This window comes from Trichocoleus sp. DQ-U1, from assembly GCF_039961925.1.
Lineage (GTDB): Bacteria > Cyanobacteriota > Cyanobacteriia > Cyanobacteriales > FACHB-T130 > FACHB-T130.
Genome location: NZ_JAMPKB010000022.1, coordinates 15,984 through 34,528 on the forward strand (window position 1 = coordinate 15,984; position 18,545 = coordinate 34,528).

The 18,545-nt window shown below is 48.0% G+C and carries 11 protein-coding genes; 10 read left to right on the forward strand and 1 reads right to left on the reverse strand.

The genetic code is table 11. The annotated features are described in order from the left end of the window. The first annotated feature begins 70 nt into the window (after positions 1-70). From NDI34_RS11590 to NDI34_RS11635, 10 genes are all read left to right on the forward strand, one after another. Positions 71-1,057: a YegS/Rv2252/BmrU family lipid kinase gene (locus NDI34_RS11590; protein ID WP_348232743.1), complete on the forward strand. Its 987-nt coding sequence runs from the start codon at positions 71-73 to the stop codon at positions 1,055-1,057. Between the two features lie 481 nt (positions 1,058-1,538). Further along, positions 1,539-6,221, forward strand: coding sequence for a response regulator (locus tag NDI34_RS11595; protein WP_348232713.1), 4,683 nt, complete (start codon positions 1,539-1,541; stop codon positions 6,219-6,221). Positions 6,222-6,283: 62 nt separating this feature from the next. Further along, positions 6,284-7,216 (forward strand): PleD family two-component system response regulator, encoded by a 933-nt coding sequence (locus NDI34_RS11600; RefSeq protein WP_190986007.1) that lies wholly within the window; start codon positions 6,284-6,286, stop codon positions 7,214-7,216. Positions 7,217-7,389: 173 nt separating this feature from the next. Continuing rightward, positions 7,390-8,223 carry a FecR family protein gene (locus tag NDI34_RS11605; RefSeq protein WP_348232714.1) on the forward strand — a complete coding sequence of 278 codons (834 nt, stop codon included), beginning with the start codon at positions 7,390-7,392 and terminating at the stop codon, positions 8,221-8,223. A gap of 250 nt (positions 8,224-8,473) precedes the next feature. Then, positions 8,474-8,824, forward strand: a complete 351-nt coding sequence (locus NDI34_RS11610) for a hypothetical protein (protein ID WP_348232715.1) — start codon at positions 8,474-8,476, stop codon at positions 8,822-8,824. Further along, positions 8,821-10,659: a diguanylate cyclase gene (locus tag NDI34_RS11615; protein ID WP_348232716.1), complete on the forward strand. Its 1,839-nt coding sequence runs from the start codon at positions 8,821-8,823 to the stop codon at positions 10,657-10,659. Before NDI34_RS11610 ends, NDI34_RS11615 begins: the two co-directional genes overlap by 4 nt. Positions 10,660-11,150: 491 nt before the next feature. Beyond that, positions 11,151-11,765, forward strand: a complete 615-nt coding sequence (locus NDI34_RS11620) for an outer membrane beta-barrel protein (RefSeq protein WP_242030581.1) — start codon at positions 11,151-11,153, stop codon at positions 11,763-11,765. A 185-nt stretch (positions 11,766-11,950) separates the two neighbouring features. Further along, positions 11,951-12,124, forward strand: coding sequence for a hypothetical protein (locus NDI34_RS11625; RefSeq protein ID WP_348232717.1), 174 nt, complete (start codon positions 11,951-11,953; stop codon positions 12,122-12,124). Positions 12,125-12,219: 95 nt separating this feature from the next. Continuing rightward, positions 12,220-14,202 (forward strand): sulfite reductase, ferredoxin dependent, encoded by a 1,983-nt coding sequence (sir, locus tag NDI34_RS11630; RefSeq protein WP_190429238.1) that lies wholly within the window; start codon positions 12,220-12,222, stop codon positions 14,200-14,202. A gap of 300 nt (positions 14,203-14,502) precedes the next feature. Beyond that, on the forward strand, positions 14,503-15,072 hold the full coding sequence (locus NDI34_RS11635) for a hypothetical protein (protein WP_348232718.1): 570 nt from the start codon (positions 14,503-14,505) through the stop codon (positions 15,070-15,072). Positions 15,073-15,215: 143 nt separating this feature from the next. On the opposite strand, the gene NDI34_RS11640 is transcribed toward NDI34_RS11635, so the two are convergent. Beyond that, the gene (locus tag NDI34_RS11640; RefSeq protein ID WP_348232719.1) at positions 15,216-17,693 is read right to left on the reverse strand and encodes an ATP-binding protein; all 2,478 of its coding nucleotides are present in this window, start codon (positions 17,691-17,693) and stop codon (positions 15,216-15,218) included. Between the last annotated feature and the right edge of the window lie 852 nt (positions 17,694-18,545).

Here is an 18,545-nt window from a genome sequence, read left to right on the forward strand (position 1 = left end):
ACTCATACAGTGGGCGATTGACAACGACTCTCCGCTGATCACAACGGACTAATGACTAATGACTAATGACATAAAACGCTCTGCCTGTCTCATCTTTAATCCAGTTGCCGGTCAAAGCGACCCCGATCAAGATTTGGCAAAAATCCGGGCACTTTTAGAGCCGGAAATTGACCTAGATATTTATCTGACAACGCCAGAAATTGACGCCGCTCAACTGGCAAGAGAAGCAGTGGAACGCGGTGCCAGTACCATCATTGCCTCTGGTGGTGACGGAACCCTCTCAGCCGCCGCCGATGCCTTGGTGGGGACGAACATTCCCATGGGCGTGATTTCAAGAGGAACCGCAAATGCCCTGGCGTCTGCTTTAGGGCTACCGGATACGATAGAGGCCGCCTGCGAGACAATTTTGGGGGGTATAACGCGGGTCGTGGATGCCGCCTACTGCAACGGCAAACCGATGATATTACTCGCGGGGATTGGTTTTGAGGCAGAAGCCGTCGAACGGGCGGACAGAGAGACGAAGAACCGCTTGGGGATGATGGCATACATCCTGGCAGGAATTCAACAGTTGCGGCAGTTCAACACGTTTGAGGTTGAGATTGAGACGGAAGACAAAATCGTGAAGCTAACCGCTGCTGCTGTAACGATTGCCAATGCTGCACCCCCCACATCCATTTTGGCTCAAGGTCCAGCGGGCATTCTTTTTGATGATGGGTTGCTCGATTTAACCGTCGTGGCACCGAGTAATGTTGCCGGAGCGATCGCTGCCTCCTATCATTTACTTCAAACTGCCTTAAGCGGCAGTGCCACAGAACGAGATGACATCGGCTATCTGCGAGCCAGACGGATTCAGGTACGAACCAATCCACCGCAAAAAGTTGTCGTAGATGGGGAAATTATCGGCACCACTCCGATTGATGTCGAGTGCATTCCTGGCGGCTTAACGCTCTTAGTCCCCCTTCTCGAAGAATTGCCAGTTACAGAAAAACTTGAAGGTTTACCCAGTGTAATCATTGAATCCAAGCAGGACTTAATTCCCCCTGAAGAGGTTGATTAGTCAGTCATTCGTCACGATAGTGGTTCTCGGTTTGTTGCAATATATCCTCGTAACCTCACCCCAAAGCCCTCATCGAAAAGCAGTGAAGGGTTTGGGGTGGGGTTAAACTCTTAAGACGTTGAGGAGCATGGGTTTGAGGGACGAAACTCATCATTAACAAGGGTTTGATGTTAACGAAACGCGCTCTACCTATCCTCCAAATCATTAACTTTGTCTGTTAGGGCAGTTGTAACCAACCAAGGACTCGTAACTAAGCGCTAAAAACGACTCACAAGTAAGCGATCGCCTAGCGCCAACGAATATGCTTTCTTAAATCTAAGGGCAGCTTATATTGGACACAGGTTGAAGTGGGAGTTATCTGCCCGGAAAGTTAACCTGGAAGCCGAACAACCGCTCGCAAAAGCCAGACAGACCTTCAGGGGATGAAAGCCCACAAACATCAAAGGAATTTCTGGTGCTGTGTCGGCTCTAGTTCATATTGATGATGAAAATCCTCCGTCCTATCCTGCGATCGCTATCCAGACACCTTAGCAAGCCGCCTCTACGGTATTTGCTGTTTCAGCAACCCAAAAAAAACCCAAGCCTTCTGCCTCAAGGGGAGAGCGAATATTCTTCTTTTGAGCGGCAACCATTCTTTCCGCTAAACAGCGACGCAGCCAGCCTTGAGGCTGAAGCAAATCGGCTCAAGGCACTTTATCGCTATGAAATTCTCGATACTCCGGCAGAACAGGCATTTGACGATCTGACTGCACTGGCTTCCCACATTTGTAACACTCCCATTGCCCTCATCAGCCTGGTTGATGGCAATCGCCAGTGGTTTAAGTCAAAAATTGGTCTGAAAGCAACAGAAACAGCAAAGTATTTAGCGTTCTGCGCTCACACGATTTTACAACCAGACGAATTGTTAATTGTACGCAATACGTTAGTTGATGAACGCTTTGCCAGAAATCCTCTGGTGACATCTGACCCTTATATCCGGTTTTATGCCGGAGTTCCCTTGGTAACGCCCGATGGCTTTGTTTTGGGCACCTTATGCGTAATTGACCAGATTCCTCGAAAGCTAATGAGCCAACAAATTGAAGCGCTCAAAGCGTTGGCGCGGCAAGCGATCGCTCAGATGGAACTCCGAATTCATCTCAATCAATTAGAACGCACCGTTTCTCAGCATCAACAGGTAGTGGAAGCGTTAGGAGAAAGCGATAAAAAATATCGCTCTGTCGTTGATAACGTCAAAGAAGTAATTTTTCAAACAGACGTCACAGGTTTGTGGACATTCCTGAATCCGGCTTGGACAGAAATCACCAAATTCTCGATTGCCCAAAGTCTTGGCACTCATGTTCTAAACTACGTTCATCCTGAAGATCGCCAACGCAATATAAAACTGTTTCAAGCTCTGATTCAATGCCAAACAAAATTTTACCGACAGGAGATCCGCATCCTAACCGCTGATGGCAGCTTTTGCTGGCTTGACGTTTATGCCTGCGCGACACTGGACGCTAGCGGAAGTATCGTGGGTATTTCCGGCACCTTAAATGACATTACGGATCGCAAGCAAACTGAAGAGGCACTCCAAAAGACAACCAGCTTGCAGCGGGCAATTTTGGATAGTGCCAACTACACGATCGTTTCTACAACACCAGATGGCACAATTTGCACCTTTAATGCCGCCGCCGAGAGATATTTAGGATACGCTGCTGCTGAAGTCGTGGGCAAAACAACACCCTTGCGATTTCACGATTCACGCGAAGTATTCCGGCGTGCCCAAGAATTGTCACAGGAGTTGGGAATCCCCATCGATCCAAGGTTTGAGGTTTTTGTTGCCAAGGCGCGTCGTGGAGAAGTGGACGAGCGCGAATGGACGTTTATCCGCAAAGATGGTAGTCGTTTTCCCGTGCTGGTGTCGATGACGGCGTTACGGGATACGGAGGGCAACATTACTGGGTTTCTCGGAATTGGCAGCGACATCACACAGCGCCAGCAAGCGGAACACGAACTGCGAGAGAGCGAGGCAGGGTTACGAGCGCTGTATGAAGTGACGGCAGCTCAAGGCGGAAAAGGAACGCCGCTACACTTCGACCAACGCATCCAGCGGATGCTGAAAATGGGATGCTGGCGATTTGGCTTAGAAATCGGGACGCTAGCGAAGATTGAAGGGGATAAATATTACCTGATTGCTGCCCAGGTGCCCGAAAACTCACCCATTCATCTTGCCAAAGGAAATCTTTTCGATGTTAAGCAGACTTATTGCGGTGAAGCACTGCGCTGCGACGAACCGATTTGCTTTGAGTCCGTTGAGCGATCGCAATGGTACCAGTATCCGGCAAATACCCCTTTCAAAATAGAGGCCTATATTGGTACCAGGGTAGTGGTAGGCGGGATTGTTTACGGTACCCTCAGTTTCTCCAGTTTAAAAGTGCGATCGCAACCATTCACGGTGGTAGACAAAGAGCTAGTGAAGCTCATGGCACAGTGGGTAGGAGGTGAAGTTGAGCGGGCAAAAGCCCAAGAAGCCCTACAACAGCAAGTTACCAGGACTTTGCTGCTTAAACGGATTACCCAAGAGATTCGCGCCAAGCTAGAAACACAAGAAATTTTTCAAACGACTTGTAAGTTATTGGGCGAAACATTCGCCGTGAATCGCTGTTTGATTTACTCATACATCGCCACCCCTAAACCACAAATTCCCCTAGTGGCGGAGTATTTGGAGCCTGGGTATGATTCGATAATGGATGTACAAATCCCCGTTGTTGGCAATCCCCATGCCGAACAAACAATTGCTCAAGATCGCGCGATCGCTTCCTCAAATGTCTATGCCGATCCGCTGCTCAAAGAAACTGTTTCTCTGTGTCAGCAAATTCAACTCAAATCGATGCTGGCGATTCGCACTTCCTATCAAGGAGAAACTAACGGTGTGATTGGCTTGCATCAATGTAACACCTTCCGTGAGTGGACTAAAGAGGAAATTGAATTACTCGAAGCAGTGGCAGATCAAGTCGGTATTGCTCTGGCTCAAGCTTGCCTATTAGAGCAAGAAACCCGCCAACGCGAACAATTAGCTCAGCAAAATGTTGCCTTAGAAAAAGCAAAACAAGAGGCAGAAGCAGCTAACCGTGCTAAGAGTGAATTTTTAGCTACCATGAGCCACGAAATCCGCACTCCCATGAATGCGGTAATTGGCATGACTGGGTTACTACTAGATACCGAACTCAAGCCACAACAGCGAGACTTTGTAGAAACTATTCGCAACAGCGGCGATGGCTTACTCACAATTATTAATGACATCCTTGACTTCTCTAAAATTGAGTCCGGTAAGCTGGAGCTGGAACAACAACCTTTCAATCTGCGAGATTGTATCGAAGAATCGCTTGATTTGCTGGCTCACAAGGCGGCAGAAAAAAACTTGGAATTAGCGTATTTGATAGATCCTTCTGTACCGAAAATGATTGTGGGGGATGTGACGCGACTCCGCCAAATTCTGGTAAATCTAATTGCGAATGCAGTTAAATTTACACACCAAGGGGAAGTTGTGATTTCGGTAAAAGCTCGTCAACTGGGAGAACGAGGCAGAGGGACAGGGGGGCTGGCGAGCTGGGGAGCGAATTTAGAACAAGAAATTGCTCATCTTACCGATGAGACGAACAAACCGATTTCTGTTGAAGAACTAGAAGAAAAAGCTGCAATCCAACATCGAAAACCCAAAATAAAAAATCACAAATATGCGATTCGTTTTGCCGTTAAAGATACCGGAATTGGGATTCCTTCTGACCGTATAGACCGTCTATTTAAACCCTTCAGCCAGGTTGACTCCTCTACAACTCGCAACTATGGCGGTACGGGGTTGGGATTAGCGATTAGCCGACAATTAACAGAAATGATGGGCGGGAGAATTTGGGTGGAAAGTGAAGGGGGTCAGGGTTCCACATTTTATTTCGCCGTTGTCGCCACCTCCGTTCCCACTTCAACGCTTGCTGACAGCCGCGACTCCCAACAACTATTAGCTGGAAAACGGTTGCTGATTGTGGATGATAACGCGACCAATCGGCAAATTTTGACTTTGCAGGCGATCGCGTGGGGAATGATCTCCCGCGCCGCCACCTCTGGGGAAGAAGCCCTGAACTGGCTGAGCAATCAGGAGACCTTTGATATTGCGATTCTGGATATGCAAATGCCGCAGATGGATGGCTTGAATTTAGCCGCAGAAATTCGCAAACTACCCAATACTCGGACGTTGCCAATAGTGATGTTAACTTCTCTAGGCAAGTCGGAGATAGAGCTACAAGCACAGCAAGCAAATTTTGCCGCCTTCCTGAATAAACCGATTAAACAATCTCAGCTCTACAATGTCTTGAGCGGTCTGCTTGGCGAACCCGCTGCGCTGCCAAGTCCGCGTCCCCATCCCGAACCGATTGACCCAAATCTAGCGCAACGGCTACCACTACGAATTCTGTTAGCCGAAGACAATGTCGTCAACCAAAAGGTGGCGCTGCATCTATTGGGGCGTCTGGGATATCGAGCGGATATCGCCAGCAACGGTTTGGAAGTGCTGCAAGCGCTGCAACGCCAGCCCTATGATGTTGTTCTGATGGATGTGCAAATGCCAGAAATGGACGGATTGAGCGCTACGCGACGGATCTGTGAGGAATGGCCCTACGAGCAACGTCCCTGGATTATTGCCATGACGGCGAATGCGATGCAGAGCGATCGCGAGGAGTGTTTGAGTGCGGGGATGGATAATTATGTCAGCAAGCCGATTCAGATGGAGGCGCTGCTGAAGGCACTCGCTGCTTTGCAGCCGCTTCCCCGCCTCCCCATGTCCACCTCTGCCGTTGATTTCCAGGCAATCCAAGGGCTTTGCGATATGTTTGGAGAGAATGCTTCATCTGTTCTGGTGGAAGTCATTGATAGCTTTTTGGAAGATACACCCCAAATATTGCAAGTCATTCGGAATGCAGTAGATGCTGGAGATGCCGTGGCGCTGCGACAAGCGACCCACACGCTTAAGTCAACCAGTGCGACGCTGGGTGCTATGACCCTATCCAATTTGTGTAAGCAACTCGAAGCGATCGCGAAAGACGATACTCTAGCAGGGGCACCGGAAATCGCATCGCAGATGGAGGCGGAGTATGAGCGCGTGCGCTGTGCGTTGCAAGATTTCCATCTTTGATCGAGATTGAAACCTCCGTCCGGAGTACATCCTATACCAATTTACGGATAGGTCTAATAAAAATGCTTTCCCTTCCCCAAGAACCCTCTATCGTCCTCGTGGTAGACGACGACAGAATCATGCGTCAGCTACTGTGTCAAGCAATGCAACAGGAAGGATACCAGGTTGTTGAAGCGAGCAATGGAGAGGAGTGCTTGAGTGCTTATGTTCGCTTTCAGCCGCATATTGTCTTGCTCGATGCCATGATGCCGGTAATGGATGGCTTCACTTGCTGCTCCAGGCTACAAGAGATCCCTTCATGCGATCGCACTCCCGTATTGATGATTACAGGTCTTGACGACAAAGAATCCGTTGACCGAGCTTTTGAGGTCGGAGCCATTGATTTCGTTACCAAACCTATTCACTGGCCCGTACTGCGTCAGCGGGTGCGGCGTTTAATCCAACAATTTCAACTTTATCAACAACTGGAGGTGGCAAACCGAGACTTGCAGCGACTTGCGACCTTCGACAGTCTGACGGGACTGGCAAACCGCCGTCGATTTGATGAGTATCTTGGTCAAGAGTGGCGGCGAATGTTACGCGAACAACTGCCCCTGTCTCTCATCTTCTGCGATATCGATTTTTTCAAAACCTACAACGATACTTACGGGCATCAAGCTGGAGATATTTGTTTACAAACTGTCGCCGGTGCCTTGTTTCGGGTTGTCAAGCGCTCGACAGATTTAGTCGCACGCTATGGCGGCGAAGAGTTTGCAGTAATTTTGCCTAATACCTCTGCTGCGGGTGGGTTGCAAGTCGCAACGGAAATTCGACAGGCTGTGAAATCTTTAGAAATTGTTCATGCCAAGTCTGCTGTTAGCCAGTATGTAACGCTGAGTTTGGGTGTTGCTGGCGCGATTCCTTTGCATGACGCCTCGCCAGAAGCGTTACTTAAGGAAGCTGATGAGGCGTTGTATCGGGCAAAAGCAGGGGGACGCGATCGCGTATGCTCCTAGACGCAGCTTCTGGCGATGATGCATCGGTAGATACAATCAGCCACGCAGATATAAAGAGCGATATAAAGTGCGATCGCACGAGTCAAGTTAATATGCACAAATCATCTGAAAAAATTAAAACTGCAAAATCAAATTAGTAATTTTTAATTTTTAATTTCTACAAGAGGTGAGCGGTGAAAAGTCGTAGAGCATTCGTGTCTCTCCTGCTGTTGGTGGCTCTCTTAAGCATCGGTACAGACTCAGTGGCAAAACCTTTGCAGGTTCGACTCAACCGACGGTTAGAAGTCATTTCCTATGCAGGTAAAGTCACTTATAAACTTAGAGACGCTGCTGGGTCGGTTAGGGTCGGCTTGCGCCTTGAGGAGGTGGGCGATACTATCACGACGGGCGACGAGTCTAAAGCCGTCCTAGCCGTCGATACCGGCGTTGGCTTCGTGAATGTCTCAGAAAATACCACTCTGCAAGTACAACAATTGCAGACAATGCCTGATGGGGGAAGAATTACGCGGCTTCAAGTCACGGGGGGACAAGCTCGCCTGGAGGTACGACCGTTTACGAATCCTAATTCGCGCTTTGAAATTGAAACACCTGCCGGTTTGAGTGGCGTTCGCGGGACGCAATTTGGTGTGAGCGTCAAACCCAATGGCAAGACGAGCGTTGCCACCCTAGAAGGGAGCGTGGTCGAGGAAGCTCAGGGGCAAGCGGTAGAAGTCAATGCTGGGTTTCGGACTTTAGTCATTCCTGGCGAACCCCCTTCCCAGCCAATTCCTTTAAAAGAAGAGGGTGAATTAGAGATCCGAGTTCTGGCGGCGATAGAGGGCGATCGCGTACGCATTCGCGGTCTAATCGATCCGTTCAATCTGTTGATCGTGGCGTCTACTTTACAGAATGTGGAGCGCACGGGTGAATTTGATATTACAGTCCCACTGCCTAAGCAACGGAAAATTCAAGCGGTTGTGGTAACTCCTTTGGGACAACGGCAGGCGTATGAACTGCTGGTTCCGTGAGGTTGGTCGTTAGACTTGCTCAGTGCATTTTATCTGCAACCCTTCTCCCTAAAATCGCCTCGCTTTTGCCAACGCATTTTATGTTCGCAAAAGCGAATTACGCGATCGCTTAAACCTTTCGACAATAATAGAATTTAGAACCTTGGGGCATCTCAACTTACTTTTTTGGATGACCGGGGAGTGTCGTTTTTATTTAAACCCCCGGTAGATTGAGACTCTTTAAAACACCCCTCTTAAACAACAAACTCAAATGCGCTTTGATTGCCCAGCTTCCTGGCATGATTTCCAGGATGAAGCCTCCGTGCTTACGTTCCAGCAACCCCAATCGCATCTAGAACGTCGCCAACTAGAGAAAGCGCTGCGTCAAAAGGTAGGGAAATTGAAGCGATCTTCTAGCACCCTCTCCCAACCTGCCTCGATGTACTTCATCCGAGTGCAGGTGGGTACAAATCAACCGCAAGTTTGGAATGCAGGCACACTCGCAGCCGAAGGCAGGAAAAATAAAGCATTCTTCACAGATGCCAACAAAGCGTGCAGGCTATATTGGGACAACTTTTTAAAAGTTTTTGCCGATTTATTTACGGGCGCGATCGCTTTATGACGGACATGACTCCTGCTCACCAGGCAGAGGAACGCTATGTCCTAGCCGTTAATGCCGGTCAAGTAGGACTTTGGGACTGGGATCTCCAAACTGGTGAAATGTATCTCACCGCTAGCTGGAAAGCGATGCTGGGCTATCGCGAAGACGAAATTGACAACCGTATAGAGGCTTGGCTCCATCTGGTACATCCGGATCAGCGGGAATGGGTGATGACGGCTGCAAGTATTTATCTCGAAGGGTTGACACCCCAGTATGAAATCGAACATCGGATGATCCACAAGAATGGCAATATCCGGTGGTTTCTCTGTCGGGGGATTGCATTTCGAGATGAGCAAGGCATACCTTATCGTATGGCAGGGTCAATCACTGATATCACCGAGCGCAAGCGAACCGAGGAAGCCCTTCAGGAAAGTGAGTATCGGTATTACACCTTAGCTAAAATGTCGCCGGTAGGGATTTTCCACACAGATGTAGAAGGGAACTGTTTGTATGTCAACGAGCGCTGGCGCGAACTGGCAGGATTAACCCTGGCGGAAGCACTCGGAGAAGGTTGGACGAGAGCGCTGCATCCCGACGATCGCGATCGCGTCATCAGCGAATGGAAGCAGGCGATAATAGAAAACCGGCGATTTGCCTCAGAGTATCGGTTTGGGCGTGCGGATGGAGTCGTCACCTGGGTGTTTGGTCAGGCGGTGGCGGAACAAGGAGTAGCCGGTGCGACGGTTGGTTTTATTGGCACGCTCACCGATATCACCGAACGCAAGCAGGCGGAGGAGGCACTGCGACTGCAAGTTCTCAGGGAGCAACTGATAGGGGCGATGCTAGAGCGCATCCGTCAGTCTCTCAATCTCAGCGAGATTCTGAACACGACGGTGGCAGAAGTGCGGCAATTTCTAGCCTGCGACCGGGTGATTATTTATCGTTTCGAGGCAGGCTGGCGCGGGGTTGTGGCGGTGGAGTCTGTAGACCCCAATTGGACTTCGATGCTGGGAACTCCCGTCTACGATCCCTGTTTTAAGGAAAAGTACGCCCAGCTGTATCAGCAGAGTCGGGTTCAAGCAATCGCAGATATTTACAACTCAGGACTGGGTCAGTGTCATATCGATGTGCTGGAGCAGTTTCAGGTTAAAGCGAACTTAGTCGTTCCGATTCTGCAAGGGCAACAGTTGTGGGGGTTGCTGATTGCTCATCATTGTTCGCAACCCCGACATTGGCAACCGTGGGAAATCGATCTGCTCTCTTCTTTGGCGATGCAGGTGGGTATTGCGATTCAACAAGGGCAACTCTATGAACAATTGGAGGCAGCTAACCAAAAGTTGCAGCGCCTTGCGACTTTGGACGGTCTGACGGGTCTGCCGAACCGACGCCGGTTTGATGAGTACCTGGATCAGGAGTGGCGGCGTCTGAGACGAGAAAAAGTCCCCCTGTCTCTGATCTTGTGCGATATTGACTTTTTCAAACTCTACAATGACACCTATGGTCATCAAGCCGGGGATACTTGTTTAATTACCGTCGCCAGTGCGATCGCTCAAGCTGTCAAGCGACCAGCAGATTTAGTCGCTCGATACGGGGGCGAAGAATTTGCCGTAATTTTGCCCAACACTACACAAAATGGGGCATTGCAAGTGGCAGAAGAGATTCGAGTGGCAGTGCAAGACTTAAAGATTGTCCATACCCATTCTTTAGTTAGTCAGTATGTGACGCTGAGTTTGGGCGTTGCGACTACGGTTCCCGACTGCGATACTTCACCAGAAATATTGTTAAAGACAGCGGATGAGGCGCTTTATCAGGCAAAAGCTCTGGGACGCGATCGCGTTAGCCGATGCTGCTCTTAGCCACTCTTCGGGTTAGTGTCTGCGGTTCTTAACAGCTATAACCATCCGGCACTTTCCCGATGACCTGTGATGAGTGAAGTTTAGTCTATTTTTAAAAATATCGTTACAATTATAACTTTTTAAAGCTGTTTTCCCTAATCCAGCCAGCTCCCAACTTCTTAGCTTTATAGAGCAATTTTATAGGGTTATGAGACTTTACGATTACTTTTTTTTGATGAAAATTGCCCTTAAATTTTAGACTGCTAAGACAACAAAATAGTTCCTTGAATCTTTCATAGATTTGTGACACTTTCCAAACAGTCCACTGGCAGGAAGCCTCTATTTGAGGAAATGCTACTTCAACCCATTGCCAGAGGTAAAAACATTATTCAGGCACTAAAATATTTACTGTTATTTTGGGATTTAAAGAGCTTAAAGTCATTACCTGTAGAGGAATGCTGAGACTTAAAAGATTTAGCAATCCTTGATTTGAGCGGGCGAAAAAATTTTTTATGGATTTCTGGAACCTTTTGCTTTGGCTAACGACTTTGAATGTAACAAAGCAACTGAAAACCAGAGAATTGAAGGAAGTAATTATGAATCGCGCTCTCAAATCCGTAGCTAAGATTTCCGTACTATCTGCACTAGCGATCGCTCCTGTTTTAATGTCTAGTTTGGATGCTTCTGCAAAACCCACTGGAACACGAGCAAATTATGTCGGAGTTGGTGGTTCTGCTAGCGTTACAAATGGCGGACAAGATGGCGATGCTGCCGCAGTCGGCGGTGTAATTCAAGGCCGCTATGCGGTTCCCAAGACGCCAGTTTCTATTAGAGGTTCCGTGCAGTTCACCAACGAAACCAGCACTATCATTCCGATGGTTACTTATGATGTGCCTGTTACCAATAAAGCCAACTTCTACGTTGGTGGTGGCTACGGTTTGCATGAATCGGAAGGCAAACCATCTACCTTCGGAAACCGCAATGCGCCTGTAGTCACGGCTGGCGTCGAAGCAGAAGTTGCCAAGAACGTTGTAGTCTTCAGCGATGCCAAACTGGGAATCAAGCCTTACGAAAACAGTCCTGCTTCTTCTGTTAGCGTCCAGCTAGGAGTCGGCTACGGATTCTAAGATTAACTCTCTCTCTATCGTTCTTGGCGGTGTTTGGTTCGAGATATTTTGACTTAAGTGACTTCTAGCAAAGTGGGACAGGTTGATAAAGCCTGTTCCACTTTAGTTTTTATAACGGTTCTCACTTGGGTTTGATACACCGCACAGTAGGGTAGCTATGCTAACCTACCGATGGAGCTGATTCAATGGACCGCTTAAGATTGCTAGGCTCAAAAATCGGGTTAGGCGCGAAGACTCGACGCTCTTACTTGCATCACTGCATCCCTGCATCACGGTGTGGCGAACCGAAGGGCGTCCTCTGGGGATATCCCTTTCTGCAAGAATTGTTAAAATCTAGGGATTTTCTCACCTATCGCTAAAGATTAAGAATGGTGATAGTACCATGAATGTATACGCCGTAATCCCGATAGATTTTCCGGTGATCCAGTTCAACCGTTCAGCCCCTTAGTTTCCGATGGTTAAATCTCCGATTTCCCCAGTCCAAAAGCTTTCTAAAGTAGAAGGACTCAAAGAACGCAGCAACTTTTTACGCGAACCTGTGGCAACTGAGCTACTGGAAGACACCAACAGCTTCACAGAAGATGCCACCCAGATTCTCAAATTTCACGGATCGTACCAGCAGGATAACCGGGACAACCGGGTGAAGGGTCAGGAAAAAGATTACCAGTTCATGCTGCGTACCCGTAATCCGGGGGGCTTCATTCCACCACAACTGTATCTGACCTTAGACCGACTGGCTGAGGAATATGGCAATGGAACGCTACGCGCTACGACTCGCCAGGGTTTTCAGCTGCATGGAATTTTAAAGAAAAATCTCAAAGCATCCATCGCTGCCATCATTAAAAACATGGGGTCAACGCTGGGAGCCTGCGGCGACCTCAACCGCAATGTGATGACGCCCCCAGCGCCTTATAAAAATCGCCGGGACTACGAATATACCTGGGAGTATGCCAACAATATTGCTGACCTACTGGCACCGCAAACAGGTGCATATTATGAAATTTGGCTAGATGGCGAAAAGTCCATTAGCGCGGAAGAAAACCCAGAGGTAAAGGCGGCGCGGCAACGCAACGGCAACGGCACCGTCGTTCACGGGAAAGAAGAACCGCTATATGGCGATCGCTATATGCCCCGGAAATTTAAGTGTGCCGTAACGGTACCGGGGGATAATTCGGTTGACCTCTATTCCCAAGATGTCAGCTTGGTGGTGATTACCAACACCGAGGGAGAACTAGAGGGATTTAATGTCTTTGCAGGTGGTGGTTTGGGACGCACCCACAACAAAGAAGAGACATTTCCCCGGATGGCAGATCCCATCGGGTATGTAGAGAAACAAGATATCTACGATCTGATCAAAGCAATTGTCGCCACTCAAAGAGATTATGGCGATCGCGCAAACCGCCGTCATGCGCGGATGAAATACCTAATCGAAGATTGGGGCGTCGAGAAGTTCCGCGCCAAAGTCGAAGAATACTTTGGCAAACCGCTGGCAGCTTTTAAAGAGTTACCGCCGTTTAAATACAAAGATTTCTTGGGATGGAACGAACAAGGCGACGGTAAGCTGTTTCTAGGAATTCCGATTGAAAATGGTCGGGTGAAGGACGAAGGTAACTTTAAGCTAAGAACTGCACTGCGGGAAATCGTGCAGAAGTTCTCGCTACCGATTCGCCTGACACCCAACCAAAACTTGCTGTTTTACGAAATTGACCCGGCGCAAAAAACCGAAATTCAGCAAATTCTTGACCGCTGTGGCGTTCAGGCAGACCCCAATCAACTTGACCCGTTGGTGCGCTATTCAATGGCTTGCCCCGCCATGCCGACTTGCGGCTTGGCGATTACCGAATCGGAACGGATCATGCCGGATCTCTTGAATCGGGTTCGGGCGCTGCTGAAAAAAGTGGGATTGGAAAACGAACACTTTATCGTGCGGATGACGGGTTGCCCGAATGGTTGCGCTCGTCCCTATCTGGCAGAATTAGGATTTGTCGGGAGTGCGGCTGAATCTTATCAGATTTGGCTAGGGGCTTCACGCGACCAAACGCGACTCTCTAGAGCCTATATGGATCGGCTGCACATTAACGAGCTAGAAACCGAATTAGAGCCGATTTTCGTTTACTTCAAGCAGTCGCGGCAACCCCAAGAAGGTTTTGGGGATTTCTGCGATCGCGTTGGTTTTGATGCGATTCGTCAATTTACAGTTGACTATGAGTCAGAAGCAGTCTCTCCTCAGTCAGATACTGGGTTGATAAATGAGGTGGTGCTGCCAGAAGAATCAGAAATTGCAGTTGCAGCTAAAATCCGTCGTCGAATCAATGTCCGGGATGATGTTTACAGCCGCTTGAAAGCAGAAGCAGCCCGTCAGGGTAAGCCCATGACTCAATTGGCAACTGAGGTAATCGAAGCTTTCTTGCAGGCGAATCAAAAGCCTAACGAGTAATCCGGCTGGCGACTCAGTAATCTTAAAGTCTGGTTGATTCCCCTAATTTCCCAGAACCCCAACCCTTTCCCGCTTGCGGGGAGGGGTTCTTTATATGATGGGCAAGTAGACGGATTTGAGATGAGTCTTCAATCATTCAACTCAGCCGTAACAAAACGCCCGGAGAGACTCTACCTCCGAGTTACATCTAGGGATTGATGGATCTAGTAGCAGAAAATACCAAAATTTCAACATCAAGGATTAAAAAATCAATTCTGCATTTGTGGATTCGCGATGCAGATATGGCAATCGGAGGGAAAAATGACTGTAGCTGAAAATAAGCGTGCTGTGGGGGTATTTTCTAATCGTCAAGATGCAGAAACTGCACTCGATGAAGTTAACAAAGCTGGCTTCCCAATAGATAGGGTTTCGGTAATTACCACACAAGCAAAACCTGACGATCAACTTGCCGGTGCGAATATGAGCGATCGCATTGGTGATGAAGCTAGCGTCACTGCTGCCACAAAAGCCAACGCAAATACTAACGTTGGGCTGTTTGGTGGCATATTCACCAGTCTTAGCACTTTAGCAGTTCCTGGTGTGGGGGCTGTAATGGCAGCGGGTGGTCTGGGCTTGACACTAGCCGGTACGATTGCTGGTGTTGGGATTGGAACAGCGGCAACGAATCGCCTGATTGAGGCATTAACCGATCTCGGCATTCATGAAGATGACGCTAAAGTTTATAGCGATCGCCTGTTTTACAATTACTATTTGGTAATTGTGGATGGTACAGACGAGGAAATCGCCAAAGTTGAAGGAGTTTTTCGCAATCAGGGAATTCAGGATTGGGCTGTTTATAACCGACCAAACGATTCACCTGTCTTGTCCTAAATTTCCTAGAATACTAAACTCCCAATTCTCACCAAGCTAGCTGAAAATAGATTTGAGAAAGTTTTAGTGTAACTTTCTCAAATCTATTTTGTCCTTACTTTTTTTGTTCATCAGTAGTGGGAATTTGTGCCCTAAGTTGCCCCCTAAACTGATTGCTTAAGCAATTCCGACGATGGTTGCTGTGATTGCTGGATCGGAATCTCAATCGCAAATTCTGCTCCTTGTCCGGGTGACGAAATGCATCGTAGCTGTCCCCGATGTGTCTCTGTCACTATCTGATAGCTAATCGCTAATCCCATTCCGGTTCCCTTACCAACCGGCTTGGTAGTGAAAAACGGGTCAAATAATCGTTGTTGAATCTCTTCAGCAATACCTGCGCCATTATCTGCAATCCGAATCGCAATTTGTTTTGATGCCAAAACTTGCGTGCGAATTGTAATTCGGCTGGGCGAAGCTTGCCTATCTTGATAGCTACGCTTGGCGTTGAACTCCTCTATGGCATCAATCGCATTGCTGAGGAGGTTCATAAATACTTGGTTAAGTTGTCCGGCATGGCACTCAATTTTAGGTAACTGACCATACTCCTTGACAACTTCAATGGCTGGATGATCTGGCTTTGCCTTAAGACGGTTTTGCAAAAGCATCAGCGTGCTATCAATGCCCTGGTGAATATCCACATCCTTGACTTCTGATTCATCCAAACGGGAAAACACACGCAGCGAGTAAACAATATCACGAATACGCTGAGCGCCAACTTGCATCGAGGCAAGGAGTTTGGATAAATCTTCTTTGAGAAATTCCAGTTCCATGTCCTCTGCTTTGTCTTGAATCTGGGGCGTGGGCTGAGGATACTGCTCTTGGTACAGCTCAATCAACTCTAGTAAATCTTGGATGTAAGAGCTGGCATGAGTAAGGTTGCCGTAGATGAAGTTAACTGGATTATTGATTTCGTGGGCAATGCCTGCCACCATCTGACCCAAACTAGACATTTTCTCGCTCTGCACCAGATGGAGTTGGGTCTGGTTAAGTTTGCTCAGCGTTTGGTTGAGCAGTGTAATCTGTTGTTGGGTTTGGTTGTAAAGCTGAGCCTGAGTAATGGCAACTGCTAACTGATCGACAACTGCTTTGAGTAATTCCCGATCTAGTGGACTTAGGGAATGAGCGTGCAACCCAATGAGATAGCCGCAGCAGCCATCTAAAAGCGGGATAGGGAGTGCAAGGTAGGCGTGAGCTTTTAACTGTAGAGGTGTTTGCTCTAACTCAGCATCAACAAACAACAGATGAAGTGCTTCTGTCTGCTGTAGACAAGCTGCTATGTCTATACACGAATTGGACTGAAACTTTCTTGGCTGAATCGTCAATGTTTGGGCGTGAGAGTCGCCAACCAGCTCAAGGGTTTGGGATTGGGGATCGTACCAGCCAAACAGCACTCTATCAAGCTGTGTTAAGGTTGCCAGTTCTGTAACCGTCGTCTGAACAATGGTTTGTAGCTCTAAAGATTCTCGGATACGACGCACCAAACGGTTGAGTAGAGCTTCCTGTTCGGCACGAGTGCGAGTTTGCTCAAACAGCTGCACCTGTCGCCATGCACCCATTAGGGCAATCAGCAACAATCCGCCTAAAACGGTCGCCAAGAGGTTGAGTGCGCCTAAGTTAGATTCGATATTCTGGTGAGGAATAACCAGCGCAATTGACCAATCCGCTTCCTTTAGGGGCACGTAGGCAACGTAGTTCCATCTGTCATTGACTCGTATTAGTTCAATCCCCGCTTGTTTGGCAACCATGTGCTGAGCGATCGCTGCCAGTGCCGGATTGGAAGATTGTAAGAAGCTGGGTGCCTCATGCTCTGCGGAGCCAATCATCTTGGGGTCAGGATGGGCAATCGCCACCCCTGTGGAGTTGAGTGCAAAGGCATAGCTGCCAGCTCCCTCTTGGAGCCTGCTGACTACCTGAATCACTCGGTCAACTTTAATCGCTCCACCCATTGCTCCCAGCACTTGAGTTCCTGAATCCCCCATAATTGGAGCGCTGATATTGATTTGTAGAAGGCCTGTGGTGCGACTGACTACGGGATTCGCGGCACTGACTTGCCCTGACATTGCCTTGATAAACCATTCCCGGTCTTTAATATTTTTGCGATGAGGACCGACGCTGGTATTCGCACCCCAACCCTCGGAGTTGACAATTGACAGCTGGTGAATTTCTTTAAACCGTTGCAATTCCGACTTTAAATAAGGCTGGGCGACTGACCAATCTATAGAGCGCACGAGGGGACTGTTCGCCAGCATCTCTACTTCAGTCTTCCGATTAGATAGCCACTGGTCAATCTCATCTCGTCCCTGCTGGACTTTCAGTAAGGCTTGTTGCTGGAGGTTCTCCAGAATCAGTCCCCGCACAACCTGATAGCTAACTACAGCGATCGCACTCACCCCCAAAGTTGACCCTGCCAGTATCGATAAAACAATTAGGTCACGAGGTTGCCATCTTTGCTTGTAGCGATGCTGCTTTTTTGGCAGCCTTGACCAAAACGCTTTAGAAAAATTGAATTTCCCCAATTTGGGAAATGCTTCCCGGCTACTTTTTTGGCTAGCTGAGTTAGCCTGGTTGTTTAGGATGGACACTCTTACTGCTACCTGCTATCGACTTGAGAAATAGGAGATTTCCAAGGAATTTAAGATTGAAAAAGTTGAAAGAGTTCAATGTTATGCTCCACAATCAGCTAGTTTTCTCTAAGAATCATATGGAGATGTTCTGCTCTCGCAACTCTTTTACCTGTAAATTTAGATACTACCATCGGATAATTGAACCAGCATTGGCACAATTGCTGAATCTTCATCCTGTTAAAAGTCTCAAGTTTAAAGGTCAATTGAATAAATTCGATTCTTCCTCAAGTCGCGAGCAATGAGCGTGTCGAGGGAACTCAAGCTCAGTGCGGCTTAGGGTTAACAATGGATTCGCAAGTTAAGCTCGCATCTTTTCCCTTTTCGGGCAGGGCATTGGGAAAGGATACCTATATTTTCCAGCTTTACAGATATATCGCACATTCTGCACCCCCTACTGTCACAATCGGTTATTTCGGTTTTTTTTTCTAACAAAGGTGATTTCTTATACAAAAAAATGTAAATATGTTTTGCGATCGCAAGCCCAAATTTTTAAATGTCGAAAATTCGGAGTATGGCAGTTTAGGTTGTGGAATGGGGGTTAAATCAGCGTGCAGATAGCGGCTGGTTATGCAAGCAGCATTCTTCCGATCCAGGGTCGCCTGCATTAGATGGTACGGGGAGAGATCGCCTGTGAAAATTGACCTGTTCAAAGACAGTTACTTAGTGATAAAAATCCTTTCTGTCAATGACTAGGAGGGGAAGAGAATGAAGAGAAACTAGCCCCATTCTGGCTAATAGATGGAAGGATATCGCACCGGCTATCGTTCAATTTTACGCATTAAGATAGAGGGATTTGTGCCCAAGAACCAC

What these genes read in the sequence shown, in the direction of transcription:
- NDI34_RS11635 (WP_348232718.1), top strand. Translation starts at nt 14,503, where the DNA reads ATGACTGTAGCTGAAAATAAGCGTGCTGTGGGGGTATTTTCTAATCGT.
- NDI34_RS11615 (WP_348232716.1), top strand. Translation starts at nt 8,821, where the DNA reads ATGACGGACATGACTCCTGCTCACCAGGCAGAGGAACGCTATGTCCTA.
- NDI34_RS11625 (WP_348232717.1), top strand. Translation starts at nt 11,951, where the DNA reads ATGGACCGCTTAAGATTGCTAGGCTCAAAAATCGGGTTAGGCGCGAAG.
- NDI34_RS11620 (WP_242030581.1), top strand. Translation starts at nt 11,151, where the DNA reads ATGGATTTCTGGAACCTTTTGCTTTGGCTAACGACTTTGAATGTAACA.
- NDI34_RS11600 (WP_190986007.1), top strand. Translation starts at nt 6,284, where the DNA reads ATGCTTTCCCTTCCCCAAGAACCCTCTATCGTCCTCGTGGTAGACGAC.
- NDI34_RS11610 (WP_348232715.1), top strand. Translation starts at nt 8,474, where the DNA reads ATGCGCTTTGATTGCCCAGCTTCCTGGCATGATTTCCAGGATGAAGCC.
- NDI34_RS11595 (WP_348232713.1), top strand. Translation starts at nt 1,539, where the DNA reads ATGATGAAAATCCTCCGTCCTATCCTGCGATCGCTATCCAGACACCTT.
- sir (WP_190429238.1), top strand. Translation starts at nt 12,220, where the DNA reads ATGGTTAAATCTCCGATTTCCCCAGTCCAAAAGCTTTCTAAAGTAGAA.